This is a genomic window from Nocardia sp. NPDC003726 (genome assembly GCF_053586955.1).
Genome location: NZ_JBSFNF010000015.1, coordinates 116,803 through 132,605 on the forward strand (window position 1 = coordinate 116,803; position 15,803 = coordinate 132,605).

The following is a 15,803-nucleotide window of genomic DNA, read 5'->3' on the forward strand; positions in this document are numbered from 1 at the left end:
CGTGCTCGACTTCATCTATTACCCGGTGTCCTGGATCCTCTGGTTCTGGCATCGGGTCTTCGGGTTCGCGTTCGGCGCGGACAACGGTCTCACCTGGGCGCTGGCCGTGGTGTTCCTGGTGTTCACCTTGCGCCTGGTGCTCTACAAGCCGTTCGTCAAACAGGTGCGCACCACCAAGCAGATGCAGGAACTGCAGCCGCAGATCAAGGAGCTGCAGAAGAAGTACAAGAACGACCGCCAGAAGATGGCGCTCGAGATGCAGAAGCTCCAGAAGGAGAACGGCTTCAACCCGCTGATGGGCTGCCTGCCGATCCTCGCTCAGGTGCCGGTGTTCCTCGGGCTCTTCCATGTGCTGCGCTCGTTCAACCGCACCGGGCACGGCATCGGTCAGCTGGGCATGACGCCGGAGCAGAACGCGAACACCGCGAACTACGTCTTCAGCGCGACCGACGTCCAGTCCTTCCTGGCCGCCCGCATCTTCGGTGCGCCGATCTCGGCCTGGATCACCATCCCCACCCCCCAGCTGCAGGCCTTCGCCGACTACGGCGGCGTGCCGAGCAAGCTGAGCATCGCGCTCGTCGCGATCCCCTTGATGGTCATCGCCGGTGTGGCGACCCACTTCAACGCGCGTGCGTCGGTCGCGCGGCAGACGCCGGAAGCCGCGGCCAACCCGCAGGCCGCGATGATGAACAAGCTCGCGCTGTGGGTGTTCCCCCTCGGTGTGCTCGTGGGTGGTCCCTTCCTGCCGATCGCCATCCTGCTGTACTGGGTGTCCAACAACATCTGGACCTACGGGCAGCAGCACCTCGTGTTCGGTCGCATGGCGAAGGAAGAGGAAGCCAAGAAGCAGGCCAAGCTGGAGCAGCGCGCGCAGAACGCGCCCAAGCCCGGCGCCAAACCGGTCAACGTGAAGAAGAAGCAGGCCCCCGCCGCCGCTGCCGACACCGCATCGGACGAGGACGGTGCTGTCGCCTCGACGAACGGCACCGCGAAGCCGGCGAAGCAGTCGGCCGGCCCGCGGCGTCCGGCCGGGCAGAAGCGGCCGGGCAACCGGGGCCGGGCGAACCAGAAGCGCAAGCGCTGATCGCATTATCGGTGGGCCGAGCCGCCCACCTCGATCGCTGAGCTACCCCTTGATCGCGAATACCGCCCGGCGGCGATTGCCCGGCGCGCGCGATGAGCAGATGAAGGAAATCAAATGACTGTTGAGACCGACGGAGGGGACGCCACCGTGGCGACGACGACGGCGAACGCCGGAGCGGACACCGGCGATGTCGTGAGTGATGCCGAGGAAGCGCTCATCGAGGAAGGTGAGATCGCGGGCGACTATCTCGAGCAGTTGCTCGACGTATTGGACTTCGACGGCGATATCGATCTCGACGTGGAAGGCGATCGCGCCGTCGTGAGCATCGACGGCGGCCGTGATCTGACGAAGCTCGTGGGACGCAACGGCGAGGTGCTCGACGCGCTGCAGGAGCTGACTCGTCTCGCTGTCCAGCAGGCGACCGGAGTGCGCAGCCGGCTGATGCTGGACGTGGCGGGGTGGCGGGCCAAGCGGCGCTCGGAGTTGAGCGAACTCGGCGCGGCCGCGGCGCAGCGCGTGCTGGAATCCGGGGAGCCGGAGTCGCTGGCGCCGATGACTCCGTTCGAGCGCAAGATCGTGCACGACGCGGTGGCGGCTGTGGCGGGGGTCAGCAGCGAGAGCGAGGGCGTCGAACCGAACCGGCACGTGGTGGTCGTTCCCGGCTGAGACGCGGGCATCCCCGGAGCGGGCGGCATGTTTCGCAGCCTGGAGGGGTAGTGGTTGGATAGGGCCTCTGGTCTTCGGACCGGGGGCCTTGTTCGTGTCCGGAGCCCGATAGCTCGCTCGTAGACCGACCCGAGTTCGGAAGGATGTTTCACGTGGAACGAGATCTCGGTGGAACCACCGCGGAACCCGCGGAGCTGGAGCCACCCGCGTCGGCGGCCACCGTCTTCGGCGACCGACTCGATCTCGCGCGTCGATATCGCACGGCGCTCGCCACCGCGGGCGTGGAGCGCGGGTTGATCGGCCCGCGCGAGGTGCCTCGCCTCTGGGATCGCCACATCCTCAACTGCGCGGTGCTCGGCGAGTTGATCGCCGAGGGCGCGTCCGTGGTCGATATCGGTAGCGGTGCGGGCCTGCCCGGTATCCCGCTCGCGATCGCGCGGCCGGACCTCCGGATCACCTTGGTCGAACCGCTGCTGCGCCGAACCGTCTTCCTGAGTGAGTTCATCGAATCGGTGGGGCTGGACGTGACCGTGGTGCGAGGACGCGCGGAGCAGTCCGGCGTGATGAAGGAAGCCGGTGGCGCGGATGTCGTCACCTCGCGCGCGGTCGCCCCGCTCGCGAAACTTGCCCAGTGGTCCCTCCCTCTCCTCCGCGACCACGGGCACATGCTCGCCCTCAAGGGTGCGAGCGCGGCCGAGGAACTCGAACGTGATGGCGATGCGCTGGCGAAGGCCGGAGCAGGAAACGCGGTCGTGCTCGAATGCGGCGTCGGTCTGGTGACGACCCCCACGATGGTGATCAGTGCGGAGCGTCTCCCCCGCGCCGAGCGAGCCACCCGGCGTCGTGCCGAACGAGCGGTCGAACGTGACGGGAAGACGGCTCACACCGCGACGACAGAGCGTGCGCGTAAGCGTGCGGCACGCAAGGCCAAGTAGAAGCACCGTTCGCGGCGGCGGTGCATTAGACCCTGGACCCGGGCACGTTTCGTCACCCTGACGGAACGGTTCGGTTGGGCGCAATGCGCGCGAGATTCCTCGTGGCGGTTCGCCTGGTGTACGCGTGCACTCGGGGCATAGTGCGAAGGCGTCTGCCGTTCGGGCGTGGGATACGGATACAACTACGCCCCCGTCTTGTAGCTCGCCCACACGCCCAACCTGCCGATGTTTCACGTGAATCAAAGCGGCGCGGGGCATCCCGACGCGGGATCTGTTGAGCATCGGCTATCGAGAGGTGCTCATGCGTCGCTGAAGGTTTCACGTGAATCAAAGCCCGGCCGCCGAGCGGTCTCTGCTCACGGGAACGGCGCGAGTTGCTAACCGACCTGAGTAGCCGTCGGCCCGGGGATGTTTCACGTGAATCCAGACCCTGCGGGCCGACGCTGTACTAAGGAACAGCGCGAGTTTCTGACCGACTGAGTAGCCACCCCCCGGGGCGTTTCACGTGAATCAAGCCCGGAGAGCCGCCTGCGCGTGCGGGAGAAGCGGGAAAGTTCTGAGCGCACCGGAAGTCGCCGCTGAGTAGGTTTCACGTGAATCGGTGCGAGTCCATCGGATCTCGTGTGGAGATGGACAGCGTCTCCACGGCCTCGGCGCACAGTTCGGCTCGGCTGGTCGCGGATGGCCACTCGTAGTTGCCGTTCGATCCCCTTGCCCGAAACGCTCCGGGCGGACGTCAGTTCGCACGACGGCGACCGTCTCGCGCAAAGCCCCGGGGCAATGTTTCATGTGAAACACCCCGCGTGTCGGCGCGAATTCATGCGGTTTTGCGTGTCGCTTTGCGCCTCGCCGCGATTCAGCTTTCTTAAACCGCTCGGTGCTGGCAAGCTAGTGGGCGTCGGGCGTGAGCGTAGGTGCCACGAGGGATCTGGTTGTCCAGCGGCGAGCAGCTCCGCTCGGTCGATCGGGCGCCGCGAAGCCGGTTGTGCATCGTGTTCGAACCGACAAAGGCTGTTGCAGATACGACGCCGACCCGTTCCGTCGCGCGCGTGTTCTGAAGTTTCTCGGGTTAGGAGCTGTCTATGTCGAGCGGTCCGGCGAATGTTTCACGGGAAACAGCGTCGCGTGTGCCGGGGATGCTGGACTCCAGCAATTTCGACACGGAGGCCTTCGGAAGTACACCGTTCGGACACATCTCTCCGAGCGAGACCCCGATAGCCGCCGAAGCCCAACGTGCGAGTCAGATCCTCCATCCAGGAAAGGCGACTGTGCCGAAACCTCATGAGCAACGGATCATCACGATCGCCAACCAGAAAGGCGGCGTCGGGAAGACGACCACCGCCGTGAATCTTGCGGCGGCTCTGGCGCATCAAGGGATGACGGTGCTCGTGATCGACCTCGATCCGCAGGGCAACGCCAGTACCGCCCTGGGCATCGAGCACCATTCGGGTGTCCCCTCCAGCTACGAACTGCTCATCGGCGAGGTCTCGGTCCGGGATGCCATCCAGACGAGCCCGCACAGTGAGCGACTCCTGTGCATCCCCGCGACCATCGACCTGGCGGGCGCCGAGATCGAACTCGTCTCGATGGTGGCCAGGGAGGGACGCCTGAAAGCCGCGATCCAAGAGGCGAATATCGCCGGATACGACATCGACTATGTGATGATCGACTGCCCGCCTTCCTTGGGCCTGCTGACGGTCAACGCGCTCGTCGCGGCGAAAGAGGTGCTGATTCCGATCCAGTGCGAGTACTACGCGCTGGAAGGTGTCGGTCAGCTGCTTCGCAATATCGGATTGGTGCAGGCGCACCTGAACCCGGAATTGCACGTCTCGACGGTGATCCTCACGATGTACGACGGCCGCACCAAACTGGCCGACCAGGTCGCCGAGGAGGTCCGTGGGCACTTCGGTGACGTCGTGCTGCGGTCGGTGATTCCGCGCAGCGTAAAGGTGTCGGAGGCACCCGGTTACGGCATGACGGTGCTCGATTATGATCCAGGCTCCCGGGGCGCGATGAGCTACCTGGACGCCGGACGCGAGATGGCGGCCCGCGCGGTGGCCCCGCGCGTCGCCGCGAAGTCGGCGGAGTGACTCGGCAGGCCGGGCCGGAGCTCGGCACGATCGGGTTTGGTGGCGGAACGAGGAAGGGGTCGGTAGACCGATGAGTCAGGCGAAGAAGGGTGGGCTCGGGCGCGGTCTCGCCGCGCTGATCCCGACGACACCGACGGCAGCACCGGGCCTCAGCAGCGCTGCGGCGAGTGTCATCGGTCTGGACCCCGTCGGGCCGCAGCCTCCCTCCACCTACTTGCATCGGGTACCCGATCCGGCCGACAACGCCGATCTGGAAGCCGGCGGCGCGGTCTATCGGGAGATCCCGCCGGACCAGATCGAGCCGAACCCGAAGCAGCCGCGCACGGTCTTCGAAGAAGACGCACTGGCCGAGCTGGTGCATTCGATCCGCGAGTTCGGTTTGATGCAGCCGATCGTGGTGCGCCGGACCGAACCGGGCGTGGACCGCTATCAGCTGGTCATGGGCGAGCGGCGTTGGCGGGCCTGTCAGGAGGCGGGCCTGACCGCGATTCCCGCGATCGTCCGGGAGACCGCGGACGAGTCCATGCTGCGCGACGCTCTGCTGGAGAACATCCACCGGGTGCAGCTGAACCCGCTCGAAGAGGCGGCGGCCTACCAGCAGCTGCTGGAGGAATTCGACGTCACCCACGAGGAATTGGCTGCTCGAATCGGCCGCTCTCGCCCGGTCGTGACGAATATGATCCGTCTACTGAAGTTGCCGATCCCGGTGCAGCGCCGGGTCGCGGCGGGCGTACTGTCCGCCGGGCACGCGCGGGCACTGCTCGGTCTCGAAGCGGGTGCGGACGCTCAAGAGGTGCTCGCCGCCCGAATCGTCGCCGAGGGACTCTCGGTCCGGGCTACCGAGGAAGCCGTCATGTTGGCGAACCGAGAGCAGGACGCGGCCGCGCCCTCTCCCGTCGCCCGGCGCAAGCCGATCGAGATGCCAGGCCTACAAGCCGTAGCCGATCGACTGTCCGGCTCCTTCGACACCCGGGTCCTGGTGAGCATGGGCAAGCGCAAAGGCAAGATCGTCGTCGAGTTCGGGTCGGTCGAAGACCTCGAACGGATCGTCGCCCTGATGGAGCGGAACGCACCCTGAGTGTGACAGAAGTGACGAAATTCAACTTGTGGTTTCGATAGGTGCGGGTTCCCGGCCGAAACGTCACTGTGACGGCACGGTTCCGCGCGGCCGTGGAGCGTAGATCGCTCCCGGCGGAGCAACACAAGTTCTTCCGACCAACAGCACAGCGACATGGAATGAGGCAGGTTCCCGTTGATCGCTTATTCTTGCTGGCGAGCAAACATTGATGCGACGTGAGCGTGGATGAATCGGACAGCTGGAGGCTGAGCAGAGCGGTGTCGACCAGCGTCACAGCACTAACCCTCGGCGGACTGGAGAAGCTTCCCGCGCATGCGCGGCGCTGTGTCTTCTGGGAGATGGACCCCGCGGTGGCCGAGGACTCGCGCAACTTCAGCGATCCGATGTTCGAGAAGGAAGCCTGGCTGTCCACGGTCATGCTGGAGTGGGGTTCGTGCGGGCAGGTGGCGCACGTGGACGGCAACGTCGCGGGCTGCGCCTTCTACGCGCCGCCGAGTGCCGTGCCGCGCGCGACGCTGTTCCCCACCTCCCCCGTGAGCCCGGACGCGGTCCTGCTGACCACGCTGCGGGCCGAATTCCCCTATCAGGATGCCGATATCTCCCACCGCCTGGTGCAGGCCGTGGTGGCCGATCTGGTGCGCCGCGGCGTGCGCGCCTTGGAGGCGTTCGGTATCCGCACCGACCCGACGACGCAGGCGCTGTCGGACCGGTCCGGCTCGATGACGCTGCTCGAGCGGATCGTCGCGCCGATCAAGAACGCGGGCCCGGCCGGCGCGAGCACCGAATGCTCCCCCGAGAGCTGCATGATCGACGCCGATTTCCTGGAGGATGTCGGCTTCGAGGTCGTGGCCCCGCATCACCGCTTCCCGCGCTTGCGGTTGGAGCTCGCCTCCGATCACGGCTGGAAGGAAGACGTCGAACGGGCCCTCGATCAGCTGCTCGCGGCGGCGTCGATGACCGCCCCCACCCGGATCGGAGCTCGTTGAGTTGAATGCCGAAGCGCCCCCTACCGATCGAAAGAGCAGGGGGCGCTTGGGTTTACGAAAGACCGATGGGTTACATGCGGTCGGCTGCGGCCAGCTCCTCGGCCAGCAGTTCCGCGAAAGTGTATGTGCCGGTGGGCTGATCATCCTGTCCGAGCAGATACAGCCGCTTCACCGAGATCAGGATGGCTTCGGCGATCACGTCGCGCATGCGCGGATTGGTGAGTACCGAGGCATCGTATTCGTTTGTCAGATAACCGATGTCGACCTGCACGGTGGGCATCTTGGTGAGCCGCAACAGGTCCCAGGTCCGCGCGTGGGTCCTGCAGTCCTGCAAGGAGGTTCGGGCGACGACCTCGCGCTGGATGAACCCGGCCAACACCTGTCCGATCATGGACACCGAGCCGTGCGAGTTGCCGAAGTAGAACCCGGCTACGCCGTTGGCCAGCGGGCTCGGGTTGACCGCGCAGCGCAGCGAGATCATCAGATCGGCATCGAAGGCGTTGGACGTTTCCGCACGTTCGGCGTCGGTGGGGTTGGCGCCCCACGGCCGCGACAGGAAAGTCTCCATGCCCGTGGCCGCCATCCGGCCCTCCAGACGGCTGGCGAGGTCCCACAGGATTTCCGACTCGTAGACGTCGCCGTACTCGGTGGGCACGGCGCAACCCTTGTCCGGGCCGCCGAGACCGGGATCGATGACGATCCGCTTGCCGGTCAGCTGCGGCCCGGCCCGGTGCACGACTTCTTCCTCGGCGATCCGGTGGGGATTGCCTCCGGTGACCCTGGCGCCGAGCAGATCCAGCGAGCGCAGCGTGTCGGGGCCGCAGATGCCGTCGGCCGACAGTCCGATCTCCCGCTGGAAGGCGGTCAGCGCGTCATGGGTGTGCGGACCGAAATAGCCGTCGACGCGGTGCACGTAGAAGCCGAGGTCCTGCAGCCTGCGCTGGAGCGTGGCCACGTCGTCGCCGTACAGCGGCGCGGAAAGCTGATAGATCAGCGTGCGCGCGCCGAGCCGATACGACGCTTCCTTCAGTGCCCGGTAGGTCGCCGGGCCGACCACGCCGTCGACGAGCAGACCGCGATGCTGCTGGAACGCGCGAACCGCGGAGTCGAGGTGATGGTCGAAGGAGACCTCGGTGTCCTTCCAATACTCGCGTGCGTCCGCGTTGTCGGCCGCGATGTGCGCGTGTAGGAACCCGAGGCTTGCCAGGGTGCTCCGAACCTCTGCTACGGCTGGACCGGAATCGCCGTGACGAAGTCGGTGCATGCGTGAGAGCCCTTTCCTTCCGTCAACCCGCGGGTTACCCACTCATGCGATGGGCTACACCTTCGCACGACCGGAACGTCGGTCGATTGTCTCAGACCCGGACCGGGTTTCGACAATCCCCGGGTCCAGGCATCCTACGGCGCGCCCTCAGATGACGTCTTCGAGTTCGCGCAGAAGAGCCGCCTTGCCCTTCGCTCCGACGATCTGCTTGACCGGCTTACCGCCGCGGAACAGCATCATAGTGGGCAGCGAGAGGATCTGATAATCGCGGGCGGTGCTCGGGTTGGCGTCCACGTCCAGCTTCGCGACGGTCAGCTTGTCCGCGTGCGTGCCCGCGATCTCTTCCAAGACGGGCGCGACCATCTTGCACGGGCCGCACCAGTCGGCCCAGAAATCGACGAGGACGGGCTTCTCACTCAGCAGCACGTCGTCGGCGAAGGACGCGTCGGTGACGGTGACCGTGTTGGCGGACTCGGACATGGTTGTTCTCCTTGCGATACAGCGAGACGAAAGTGTGTGGCTCGTCCGGCGCGAGCTCAGTTGGCGGCCACCGACTCACCCGCGTGGGCGAGGGTGTTGGACGTGATGTCGCCCTGCTCGGCCAACCAGCGCTCGGCGTCGATGGCCGCGCGGCAGCCCGTGCCCGCGGCGGTGATCGCCTGCCGGTAGGTGTGATCGACCAAGTCGCCCGCGGCGAAGACACCGGGGATGTCGGTCGCGGTTGTCGGGTCCTTCACCAGCACGTATCCCTCGCTGTCCAAGGCGACCTGGCCTTTGACGAGTTCGCTGCGCGGGTCGTGGCCGATCGCGACGAACAGGCCGGTGGCGGGCAGCTCGGAGGTCTCGCCGGTGCGGGTGTCACGCAGGGTCAGGTGGGTGACGCTGTTCTCACCGTGCACCTCGGCCACTTCGGCGTTGAGCACGAACTTGATCTTCTCGTTTGCCTTCGCGCGTTCCAGCATGATGCGGGAGGCGCGGAACTCCTCGCGTCGGTGCACGATGGTCACGCTGGAGGCGAACTTGGTCAGGAAGGTCGCCTCTTCCATCGCGGAGTCGCCGCCGCCGACCACCACGATGTCCTGGCCCTTGAAGAAGAAGCCGTCGCAGGTGGCGCAGGCGCTGACACCGCGGCCGAGCAACCGCTGCTCGCCGGGAACGTTCAGGTAGCGCGCGGCCGAGCCCATGGCGAGGATGACGGCGTAGGCCTGGAAGGTCTCCCCGCCGACGACGACCTTCTTGATCGGTCCGCTCAGGTCGACGGCCTCCACGTCCTCGGTGCGGATGTCCGCGCCGAACCGCTTGGCCTGCTCGCGCATCTCCTCCATGAGATCGGGGCCCATGATGCCGCCGCGGAAACCGGGGAAGTTCTCGACCTCGGTGGTGGTCATCAGCGCACCGCCGAACTGGGTCCCCTCGAACTGCAGCGGCTGGAGCTCGGCGCGGCCAGCGTAGACGGCGGCCGTGTAGCCGGCGGGGCCGGAGCCGATGATGATCAGATCGCGAACTGGCGCGCCGGTGTCGCTTTTTTGCTCGCTACGCTCGCTCATGGGGCCCTTCCGGGGAGATTCGATTCGGACGTGTCGGTCAACAACAGGGTAATGGCTGTTGTTCCCGCGTCGGCGGCGTCACACCGCCCACGTGGTCCAGATCGCAAGGTCAGCCGATGTCCTGCAGCGCCTTCCGTTGTGGATCGCCGGTGCCGCAACCGGTTCCGACGACCAGCGCGGTGATCTTGGGCGGCCGCCCCACCGCGGTGATCTCGGGCTGCTGGGGGCCGGTGAGCAGGATGAGCACCGCGTTGCCGCCCTGGAAGCGGATGTCGGTCGAGCCCAGGATCGTGCGGTCGAGACCGTTCGCCCGTACGCAACGCTCCAAAGCGTCCGAGCCGGCCAGCGCTCCGGTGACGTTGTGCCTGCCCAGTGCGCCCAGGGCCACGGTGGCGGTGAGATCGTCGCCCCAGTCGTCGTTGCCGGTGGTCGGCTGGGCGGTGGGCGCGGGGGCGTCACCGCCGCGGGTTGTCGAAACCCAGACGCCCGCGCCGACGACCGCGACGATCGCCGCGGCCGCCGCGGCGAACCAGCGCAACCTGCCGCGGCGACGCTCGTCCGAAGCCACCGGAGTCGATTCGGAAACGTCTGCCTCGCCGGTGGTTTCGATCACCCGTCGGGACGCAAGCCCATGAACCGTGGCGCCATCGGGCGGCTCCAGCTCGTCGACGAACCGAGCGAGGCGGGCCGCCACGTCGTCCGGCATGGCATGGACGATGCGCTCGTCCCGGCCCAGGGCACGCAGTTCGGCGCTCACCTCGTCCAGCGCGTGCAGATACCGCACCGCCTCCTGGTCGCGCGAGACGCTCGGCCACAACCGCTCGCGCTGCTGCGGCGTCACGTTGCCGGCATGCAGGTCGGCCAGGAATTCGGGCGTGAACGGAGGCTCCGGCACGGACTCGGTAGCCATCGCACCTCCGTTGTTCGCATCGGACATCGCGGGGACCCCTTCGCCGACGGGGCCTGTCTCTGATTCGTTCAGTGGTTCGTCACTGTTAATGACGCATCCCAACTACCCCCGGTTCCCCGGATCACGCAGAAAATCCAATCGCTCTTTCAACCGCTGCCGTGCGCGAGCGCACCGGCTTTTGATCGTCCCCTCGGGCACGCCGAGCAACGCCGCCGCCTCGGCCACGCTATACCCCTCCACATCCACCGCCACCAGCGCGGTCCGCTGATCCGGCGGCAAGGAGAACAATGCCCGGTCGATGACCAACGACATCTCCGCCTCGGCCATCTCGTCGCGGGTGTCCTTCGGCTCCGGCAACGATTCCGGCGACAGCGACAACGCGCGCCTGGTCTTGTTGCGCCGGATCCGGTCCAGGCACGCGTTCACCACGATCGCGTGCAACCAGCTGCGCACTTCCGCTTCCGCCCGGAACGAGCCCGCGGTGCGATGTGCCGACAAGAGCGCGTCCTGGAGTGAATCGGCCGCGTCCTCCCGGGTGTAGGAGGTGCGCAGCGCGGTCTGCCACAGGTGATCGTTGTGTCTGCGCAGCAACTCCGCGAACGCGTACCGTTCACCGGCGACATGCGCTCGCAACAAGTCCACGTCGGTGCGTTCACCGAGTTCGGGGGAACGCTCGCGAAACATCACCGGCTGCGACGCCCCCCTGCCGAGCTCCTCGTTCACTTCCGACGACAATGCCAACCCCTTGGACAGCCCTCACGGCGGCAACGGGCATGGTCGACCATCACCGAGACTTCGCAGCATCCAGGAACGAAAACGCCAGAACCTGGGAAGCTCCCCTGCTGAGAGCGCTCGAAGATCATATCGCCCGTAACGTTTTGGCAGCAACCAAGTGATCGGGCCGGATACGGAGGATTGCGCGGCGCTCGATACCGCGTTACGAGGGGGCTCGCACCGCCGAAGGCGCGGCCCGGACCGGCTACGGCGCGGCGTCGAAACGGATGTCGGCGATGGCGGTCTGGAACTGTCCTCCGGAATTCCCCAGTCCGGTGATCCAGACGAGCACGTAGCGGGCGGCTTGATCGGCGCGCACCGGGATGTCGGTGACGCCGTCGTCCAGCCGGGCGGAACCGATCAGCTGGGTCTGATCCAGCGTCGGGGAGCCGGTGGGCGAAGTGCGGATCTCCACCGAAGTCCCCGCGCTGGGCGAGTTGATCGAGACGTTCGTGAGCTTCGCGGGGGCCGGCAGCGTGGCCAGCAGACCGACCCCCTTCTTGAGTGCCGGGAACTGCTGGAAGTACTGATCGGTGCGCCACTGGGTGCCGGGATCGTTGTCCAGCACCGCGTGCACGTTGGCGACACCGTCGGCGGTGCCCTCCGGCGAGAACACCGATACGCCCGTCACCGGGACCGGCACACCCGTCGAGGTGAGGCCGGGACCAGCGGCGGCGGGCGTCGGCGCTGGCTGGTTGTTCGTCGTCAGGCCGATATTGCGCTGTTCGTTCAGCGGCGCGTCGGACGCGCTCGGCGCGAACACGCTGACCATCCACCAGATCACGACGCCGACCACCAGCGCGGCGAGGATGCCGAGGCCGACCATGATCCACATCATCCGCTGGGAGCGTTCGCGTTCGGCCGCGAGCAGTTCCGGATCGGCCAGCGAGTCGTCCATATTGGCGGGAGCGCGCTGGCCGAGCCGCAGCACCGGGATGAAATCGGTCTTCTGATCGACCACCGAGGCCTGCTCCAGCACATGCTGGACCGTCGCCGCCGTCCGTACGCCCTTGTTCGACTCCAGTGAGCGCACGGCGACCGCGGAGATCTCGAACGGCACTTCCGGACGGATCTGGCGCGGTTCCACCGGCGTGCCGTCCGGGCCGAAATCGGCCGGCCGCAGGCCGCCGACGGTCGCGGCGGCGCCGCTGACACCGCCCGAGCGGATCGGCCAGCGGGCCGTGATCAGCGCGTAGAGCATCGCGCCGAGACCGCGTACGTCGGACTGCGCGTCGGAGTCGGACAAGGTGCCGGGGAAGGCGAGCACGGCGTCACCCGAGGCGCTGATGCGCACCCGATCGGGATGGTCGATGGACAGCGATCCGCCGCCGCGGTGCGCCAGCTCGGCCGCCGAGGCGAGGGCGCGGATGGCGCGTGCCGCACCGATCGGGGAAGGCACCGTCTCGGCCATCTCGCGCAGCGAACGGCCCGGCGTCCATTCCGCGACCACGATGCCGCCGGAGCTGCCGCGCACGACGTCGAGCACGCGGGCGAGGCCGGGCGAGTTGATCCGGCCGAGGCGCAGCGTCCTGGACAGGATCGCCTGGGGACCGTCCTGCCCGGAGTTCTCCGTCGCCTTCTGGTCGGCGTCGACGAAGGTCAGCGCGACCTCACGATCGAGTTTGATGTCCAGCGCCTGCCAGAACTTCAGGCCGCGGGCGCCGCCGTGACTGGCCAGCAGGCGGTAACGGCCGCCCGCCACCGACGCGCCCGGAATCAGCTTGGGACCGCGCGGGATTCGCCGTGCGCCCAGATTCTCGCCACCCATCGGCGGCATCTCCGGCGAGCCGACGGGGATCATCCCGGTGTCGTACATCGGATCGCGCGGCGGCAGCTGGTTGTCCTGCGGCCTCGCCGCGTTCTGCTCCGGCCCGGCGGTGCCCGGTTCCTTGTTCGCGTACGCGGGATCCAACGGCTCCCCCGCGGTCGGCGGTACATCGGTGGACAGTCCGCCGGGCGTGGTCGCAGAAGAATCGGCGGCTGGGACGCCGCCCACCGCGTCGTCGCTCACCCTCGGTCCTCCTTCGCCCTGGTATGTCGAGGTTCCGGCGAATTCGCCACTTGTGCTTCTCTGCCGAACAGGGTACGGGAACTCACCCATGCCGGTGCGGTCAACGGCATCGGGTCTGATCACAGGAAGCACCATGGTCTGGGCGTCCATGTACGGATCGAACCGCGGGTATGCCAAGTACGGGTCGGGCCTGCGCAGCACCTGCGTGACGTACGGATCCTCGACCGGGCTCTCCAGGTCGAGTTCCGGCGCGGGCGGGGTCCAGCCGAGGCGCCGCGAGACGGACACGGTGATGGCGACGATCTCCGGAATACCGGCGAGTCGCATCAGGCCGAAGGCCACCGCGAACATGACGATCGCGGTGATCGCCACCCGGATCAGCGAACCGGGTCCGCCGAAGGACGCGGTCAACCGATCCAGGCCGAGTACCCGGTCCACGATCCACATCACCGCGCCGCCCGCGAGTGACGCAAGTACGACACGGGTCACCGTTCGGCCGACGTTCGCCATGCGCAGGTCACCGAGACTGCGGTGCAGCAGGAAACCGCCCACCACGGCGCCGACCGCGAAGCCGAGCCCGTTGGCGACGCCGAGCGCGACCACCACGTGCTCGGCGTCGGTGACGACCGGGGCCAGCGCGGAGAAGACGATCTTGGCCGTGGTGATGCCGAGGATGATCCAGGTGGGAATCCATGCCTGCTCCCTGGCGTAGAACACGCGCAAGTGGATCAGCACCAGCGAGTACGGGATCAGCGCGAACGCCGACCAGCTGACCGCGAGTCCGAGACGTTCGGCGTCGGATCCGAAATTGCCGTAGCCGTAGAGCGCCTGCCCGACCTGCGGACCGGCCAGCGTGAAGAACGTGACCACGGGGACCAGCGCGATCATGGTCAACCGGGTGGCGGCGGAGAGATCGTCGACCACGGCGGGCGTGTCGTCGGCGGCGGCGTTGCGGCTCAGCCGGGGCATGATCGCGGTGAGCACCGTGACGCCGAGCACGCCGTAGGGCAGTTGCAGCAGCAGCCACGCGTTGTTGTAGATCGCCGGGCCGGCCTCGTCGGCGTGCGCCGAGATGCGGGTGGCGAAGACGAAACCCGCCTGGCTGATCAAGACGTACAGGATGATCGCCGCGCCCATGCCGCCGAACTGCTTGAGGCGATCGTCGATACCCCACAGCGGCCGCAGGTCGATGCCCGCCCTGCGGATCGCCGGAACGAGGCTGACCGCCTGCACCACCACGCCCAGCGTGACGCCGACGCCGAGCACCAGCAGCTTCGGGTCGCTCATGCGGACCGGGTCCAGCGTGATCTCACCCGGCATCACGACGTACAACCCGAGCACGGTGAGGACCACCAGGTTGTTCAGCACCGGAGCCCATGCGCCGGGTTTGAACATCTGCTGGGTGTTGAGGATCGCCGTGAGCAGCGCCGACATGCCGTAGAACAGGATCGCCGGCAGCAGCAGGAAAGCCAGCGCCGTGGTGAGCGCGGTGTTGACCTGGCCGTCGTCGGGCAGGAAGACGTATGTGGTCAGCACCGGCGCCGCGGCGGTCGCCAGCAGCGCGGCAGCGGCGAGGACCACGAAAGCCGCGGTCACCAGGCGCCGGACGAAGGCCGCTCCCCGGTCGGGATCCTCCTGCTCCGCGCGCACCAGCGTGGGCACCACGATCGCGGTGAGCACCGCGCCGAGCACCAGTTCCGCGATCATGTTCGGGATCTGGCTGGCCACGGTGAACGCGCTGGCGATGGCGGGGCCGAGCACGGTCAGCAGCAGCAGCTGCTTGCCGAACCCGGTGATCCGGCTGATCAGCGTCGCGAACGCGATCGACCCCGAATCGCTCAGCAGCCGGGAGGTCGCACTCTGCTTCGAAGCCTCCGCTTTCGGCGGCTCCTCGGTGGCGGTGGCGGCCGGCCACTCACTCGTCCGTGGGCGATCCGGTTGCGCGGGCTCGTGCCGGACCGGGGCGGCCGGTCGTTGCCGCGGCGGCGGGAACTGCTGCGGCTGCGACGGGGCGTAGCGCGGCGGCGGCACCCGATCGGATTCCGGCGGGACGGCGGGCATCGCCGCCGGGATCGGACCGGATTGCGGGGGCCGCGGGGCAGCCGGAATCGCTCCGGAACGGGGTGCGCGTGGCGCCGCCGGGATCGGACCGGATTGCGGGGGCCGCGGGGCAGCCGGGATCGCGCCGGACTGCGGAGGGCGTGGAGCAGCCGGAATGGCGCCGGACTGCGGAGGGCGTGGAGCAGCCGGGATCGCTCCGGGCTGCGGCGCCCGCGGCGGGAGAGGCGGCGGAGCCTGCCGCGCGCCTGCGGGCGGACCGGAAGGCGCGGGCCCAGGGCGAGCGGGGCCGGGCGGGACCGGCCGGGGCTGGCCGGGTCCGGCCGCCGGCGGCGGAGCGGGATATTGCCGTGGGTTCGGTACCGGCCCGGGACGCGGCGGTGGCGGCACGGGCGGCCTC

General features: G+C 67.8%; 12 protein-coding genes. 6 read left to right on the forward strand and 6 right to left on the reverse strand.

Annotated features, from left to right (window positions below; genetic code table 11):
- Position 1: 1 nt before the first annotated feature.
- The 6 genes from yidC to ACWDMM_RS20590 all read left to right on the forward strand — a co-directional run bounded on the left by yidC (position 2) and on the right by ACWDMM_RS20590 (position 6,839).
- Positions 2-1,084 carry a membrane protein insertase YidC gene (gene yidC, locus ACWDMM_RS20565; protein ID WP_357106872.1) on the forward strand — a complete coding sequence of 361 codons (1,083 nt, stop codon included), beginning with the start codon at positions 2-4 and terminating at the stop codon, positions 1,082-1,084.
- Positions 1,085-1,198: 114 nt separating this feature from the next.
- Entirely contained in the window at positions 1,199-1,750 is a 552-nt protein-coding gene (locus tag ACWDMM_RS20570; protein WP_323124346.1) for a Jag family protein, read from the forward strand.
- A 143-nt stretch (positions 1,751-1,893) separates the two neighbouring features.
- Complete coding sequence (gene rsmG / locus ACWDMM_RS20575; RefSeq protein WP_449938892.1) at positions 1,894-2,685, forward strand: 16S rRNA (guanine(527)-N(7))-methyltransferase RsmG; 792 nt, start codon at positions 1,894-1,896, stop codon at positions 2,683-2,685.
- A gap of 1,136 nt (positions 2,686-3,821) precedes the next feature.
- Entirely contained in the window at positions 3,822-4,775 is a 954-nt protein-coding gene (locus tag ACWDMM_RS20580; RefSeq protein WP_397069391.1) for an AAA family ATPase, read from the forward strand.
- A 70-nt stretch (positions 4,776-4,845) separates the two neighbouring features.
- Positions 4,846-5,853, forward strand: a complete 1,008-nt coding sequence (locus tag ACWDMM_RS20585; protein ID WP_195079571.1) for a ParB/RepB/Spo0J family partition protein — start codon at positions 4,846-4,848, stop codon at positions 5,851-5,853.
- A 257-nt stretch (positions 5,854-6,110) separates the two neighbouring features.
- Positions 6,111-6,839 carry a GNAT family N-acetyltransferase gene (locus ACWDMM_RS20590; protein ID WP_195079870.1) on the forward strand — a complete coding sequence of 243 codons (729 nt, stop codon included), beginning with the start codon at positions 6,111-6,113 and terminating at the stop codon, positions 6,837-6,839.
- A gap of 70 nt (positions 6,840-6,909) precedes the next feature.
- Here the strand turns inward: ACWDMM_RS20590 and ACWDMM_RS20595 are convergent, their stop codons facing one another.
- From ACWDMM_RS20595 to ACWDMM_RS20620, 6 genes are all read right to left on the reverse strand, one after another.
- Complete coding sequence (locus tag ACWDMM_RS20595; RefSeq protein ID WP_195079570.1) at positions 6,910-8,103, reverse strand: N-acetylmuramoyl-L-alanine amidase; 1,194 nt, start codon at positions 8,101-8,103, stop codon at positions 6,910-6,912.
- A gap of 147 nt (positions 8,104-8,250) precedes the next feature.
- Positions 8,251-8,583, reverse strand: coding sequence for a thioredoxin (gene trxA / locus ACWDMM_RS20600; protein WP_067810231.1), 333 nt, complete (start codon positions 8,581-8,583; stop codon positions 8,251-8,253).
- 56 nt (positions 8,584-8,639) lie between these two features.
- The gene (trxB, locus tag ACWDMM_RS20605) at positions 8,640-9,650 is read right to left on the reverse strand and encodes a thioredoxin-disulfide reductase (RefSeq protein ID WP_067810229.1); all 1,011 of its coding nucleotides are present in this window, start codon (positions 9,648-9,650) and stop codon (positions 8,640-8,642) included.
- A gap of 109 nt (positions 9,651-9,759) precedes the next feature.
- Complete coding sequence (locus ACWDMM_RS20610; protein ID WP_449938897.1) at positions 9,760-10,560, reverse strand: hypothetical protein; 801 nt, start codon at positions 10,558-10,560, stop codon at positions 9,760-9,762.
- A 102-nt stretch (positions 10,561-10,662) separates the two neighbouring features.
- The gene (sigM, locus tag ACWDMM_RS20615) at positions 10,663-11,244 is read right to left on the reverse strand and encodes an RNA polymerase sigma factor SigM (RefSeq protein ID WP_449938953.1); all 582 of its coding nucleotides are present in this window, start codon (positions 11,242-11,244) and stop codon (positions 10,663-10,665) included.
- A 295-nt stretch (positions 11,245-11,539) separates the two neighbouring features.
- The gene (locus ACWDMM_RS20620) at positions 11,540-15,406 is read right to left on the reverse strand and encodes a lipid II flippase MurJ (RefSeq protein WP_449938900.1); all 3,867 of its coding nucleotides are present in this window, start codon (positions 15,404-15,406) and stop codon (positions 11,540-11,542) included.
- Between the last annotated feature and the right edge of the window lie 397 nt (positions 15,407-15,803).

Excerpts from the sequence above, each read along its gene's own strand:
- ACWDMM_RS20570 (WP_323124346.1), top strand. The coding sequence starts at position 1,199 with ATGACTGTTGAGACCGACGGAGGGGACGCCACCGTGGCGACGACGACG.
- rsmG (WP_449938892.1), top strand. The coding sequence starts at position 1,894 with ATGTTTCACGTGGAACGAGATCTCGGTGGAACCACCGCGGAACCCGCG.
- ACWDMM_RS20580 (WP_397069391.1), top strand. The coding sequence starts at position 3,822 with ATGCTGGACTCCAGCAATTTCGACACGGAGGCCTTCGGAAGTACACCG.
- ACWDMM_RS20585 (WP_195079571.1), top strand. The coding sequence starts at position 4,846 with ATGAGTCAGGCGAAGAAGGGTGGGCTCGGGCGCGGTCTCGCCGCGCTG.
- ACWDMM_RS20595 (WP_195079570.1), bottom strand. The coding sequence starts at position 8,103 with ATGCACCGACTTCGTCACGGCGATTCCGGTCCAGCCGTAGCAGAGGTT.
- trxA (WP_067810231.1), bottom strand. The coding sequence starts at position 8,583 with ATGTCCGAGTCCGCCAACACGGTCACCGTCACCGACGCGTCCTTCGCC.
- trxB (WP_067810229.1), bottom strand. The coding sequence starts at position 9,650 with ATGAGCGAGCGTAGCGAGCAAAAAAGCGACACCGGCGCGCCAGTTCGC.
- ACWDMM_RS20610 (WP_449938897.1), bottom strand. The coding sequence starts at position 10,560 with ATGGCTACCGAGTCCGTGCCGGAGCCTCCGTTCACGCCCGAATTCCTG.
- sigM (WP_449938953.1), bottom strand. The coding sequence starts at position 11,244 with ATGTTTCGCGAGCGTTCCCCCGAACTCGGTGAACGCACCGACGTGGAC.
- ACWDMM_RS20620 (WP_449938900.1), bottom strand. The coding sequence starts at position 15,406 with ATGCCCGCCGTCCCGCCGGAATCCGATCGGGTGCCGCCGCCGCGCTAC.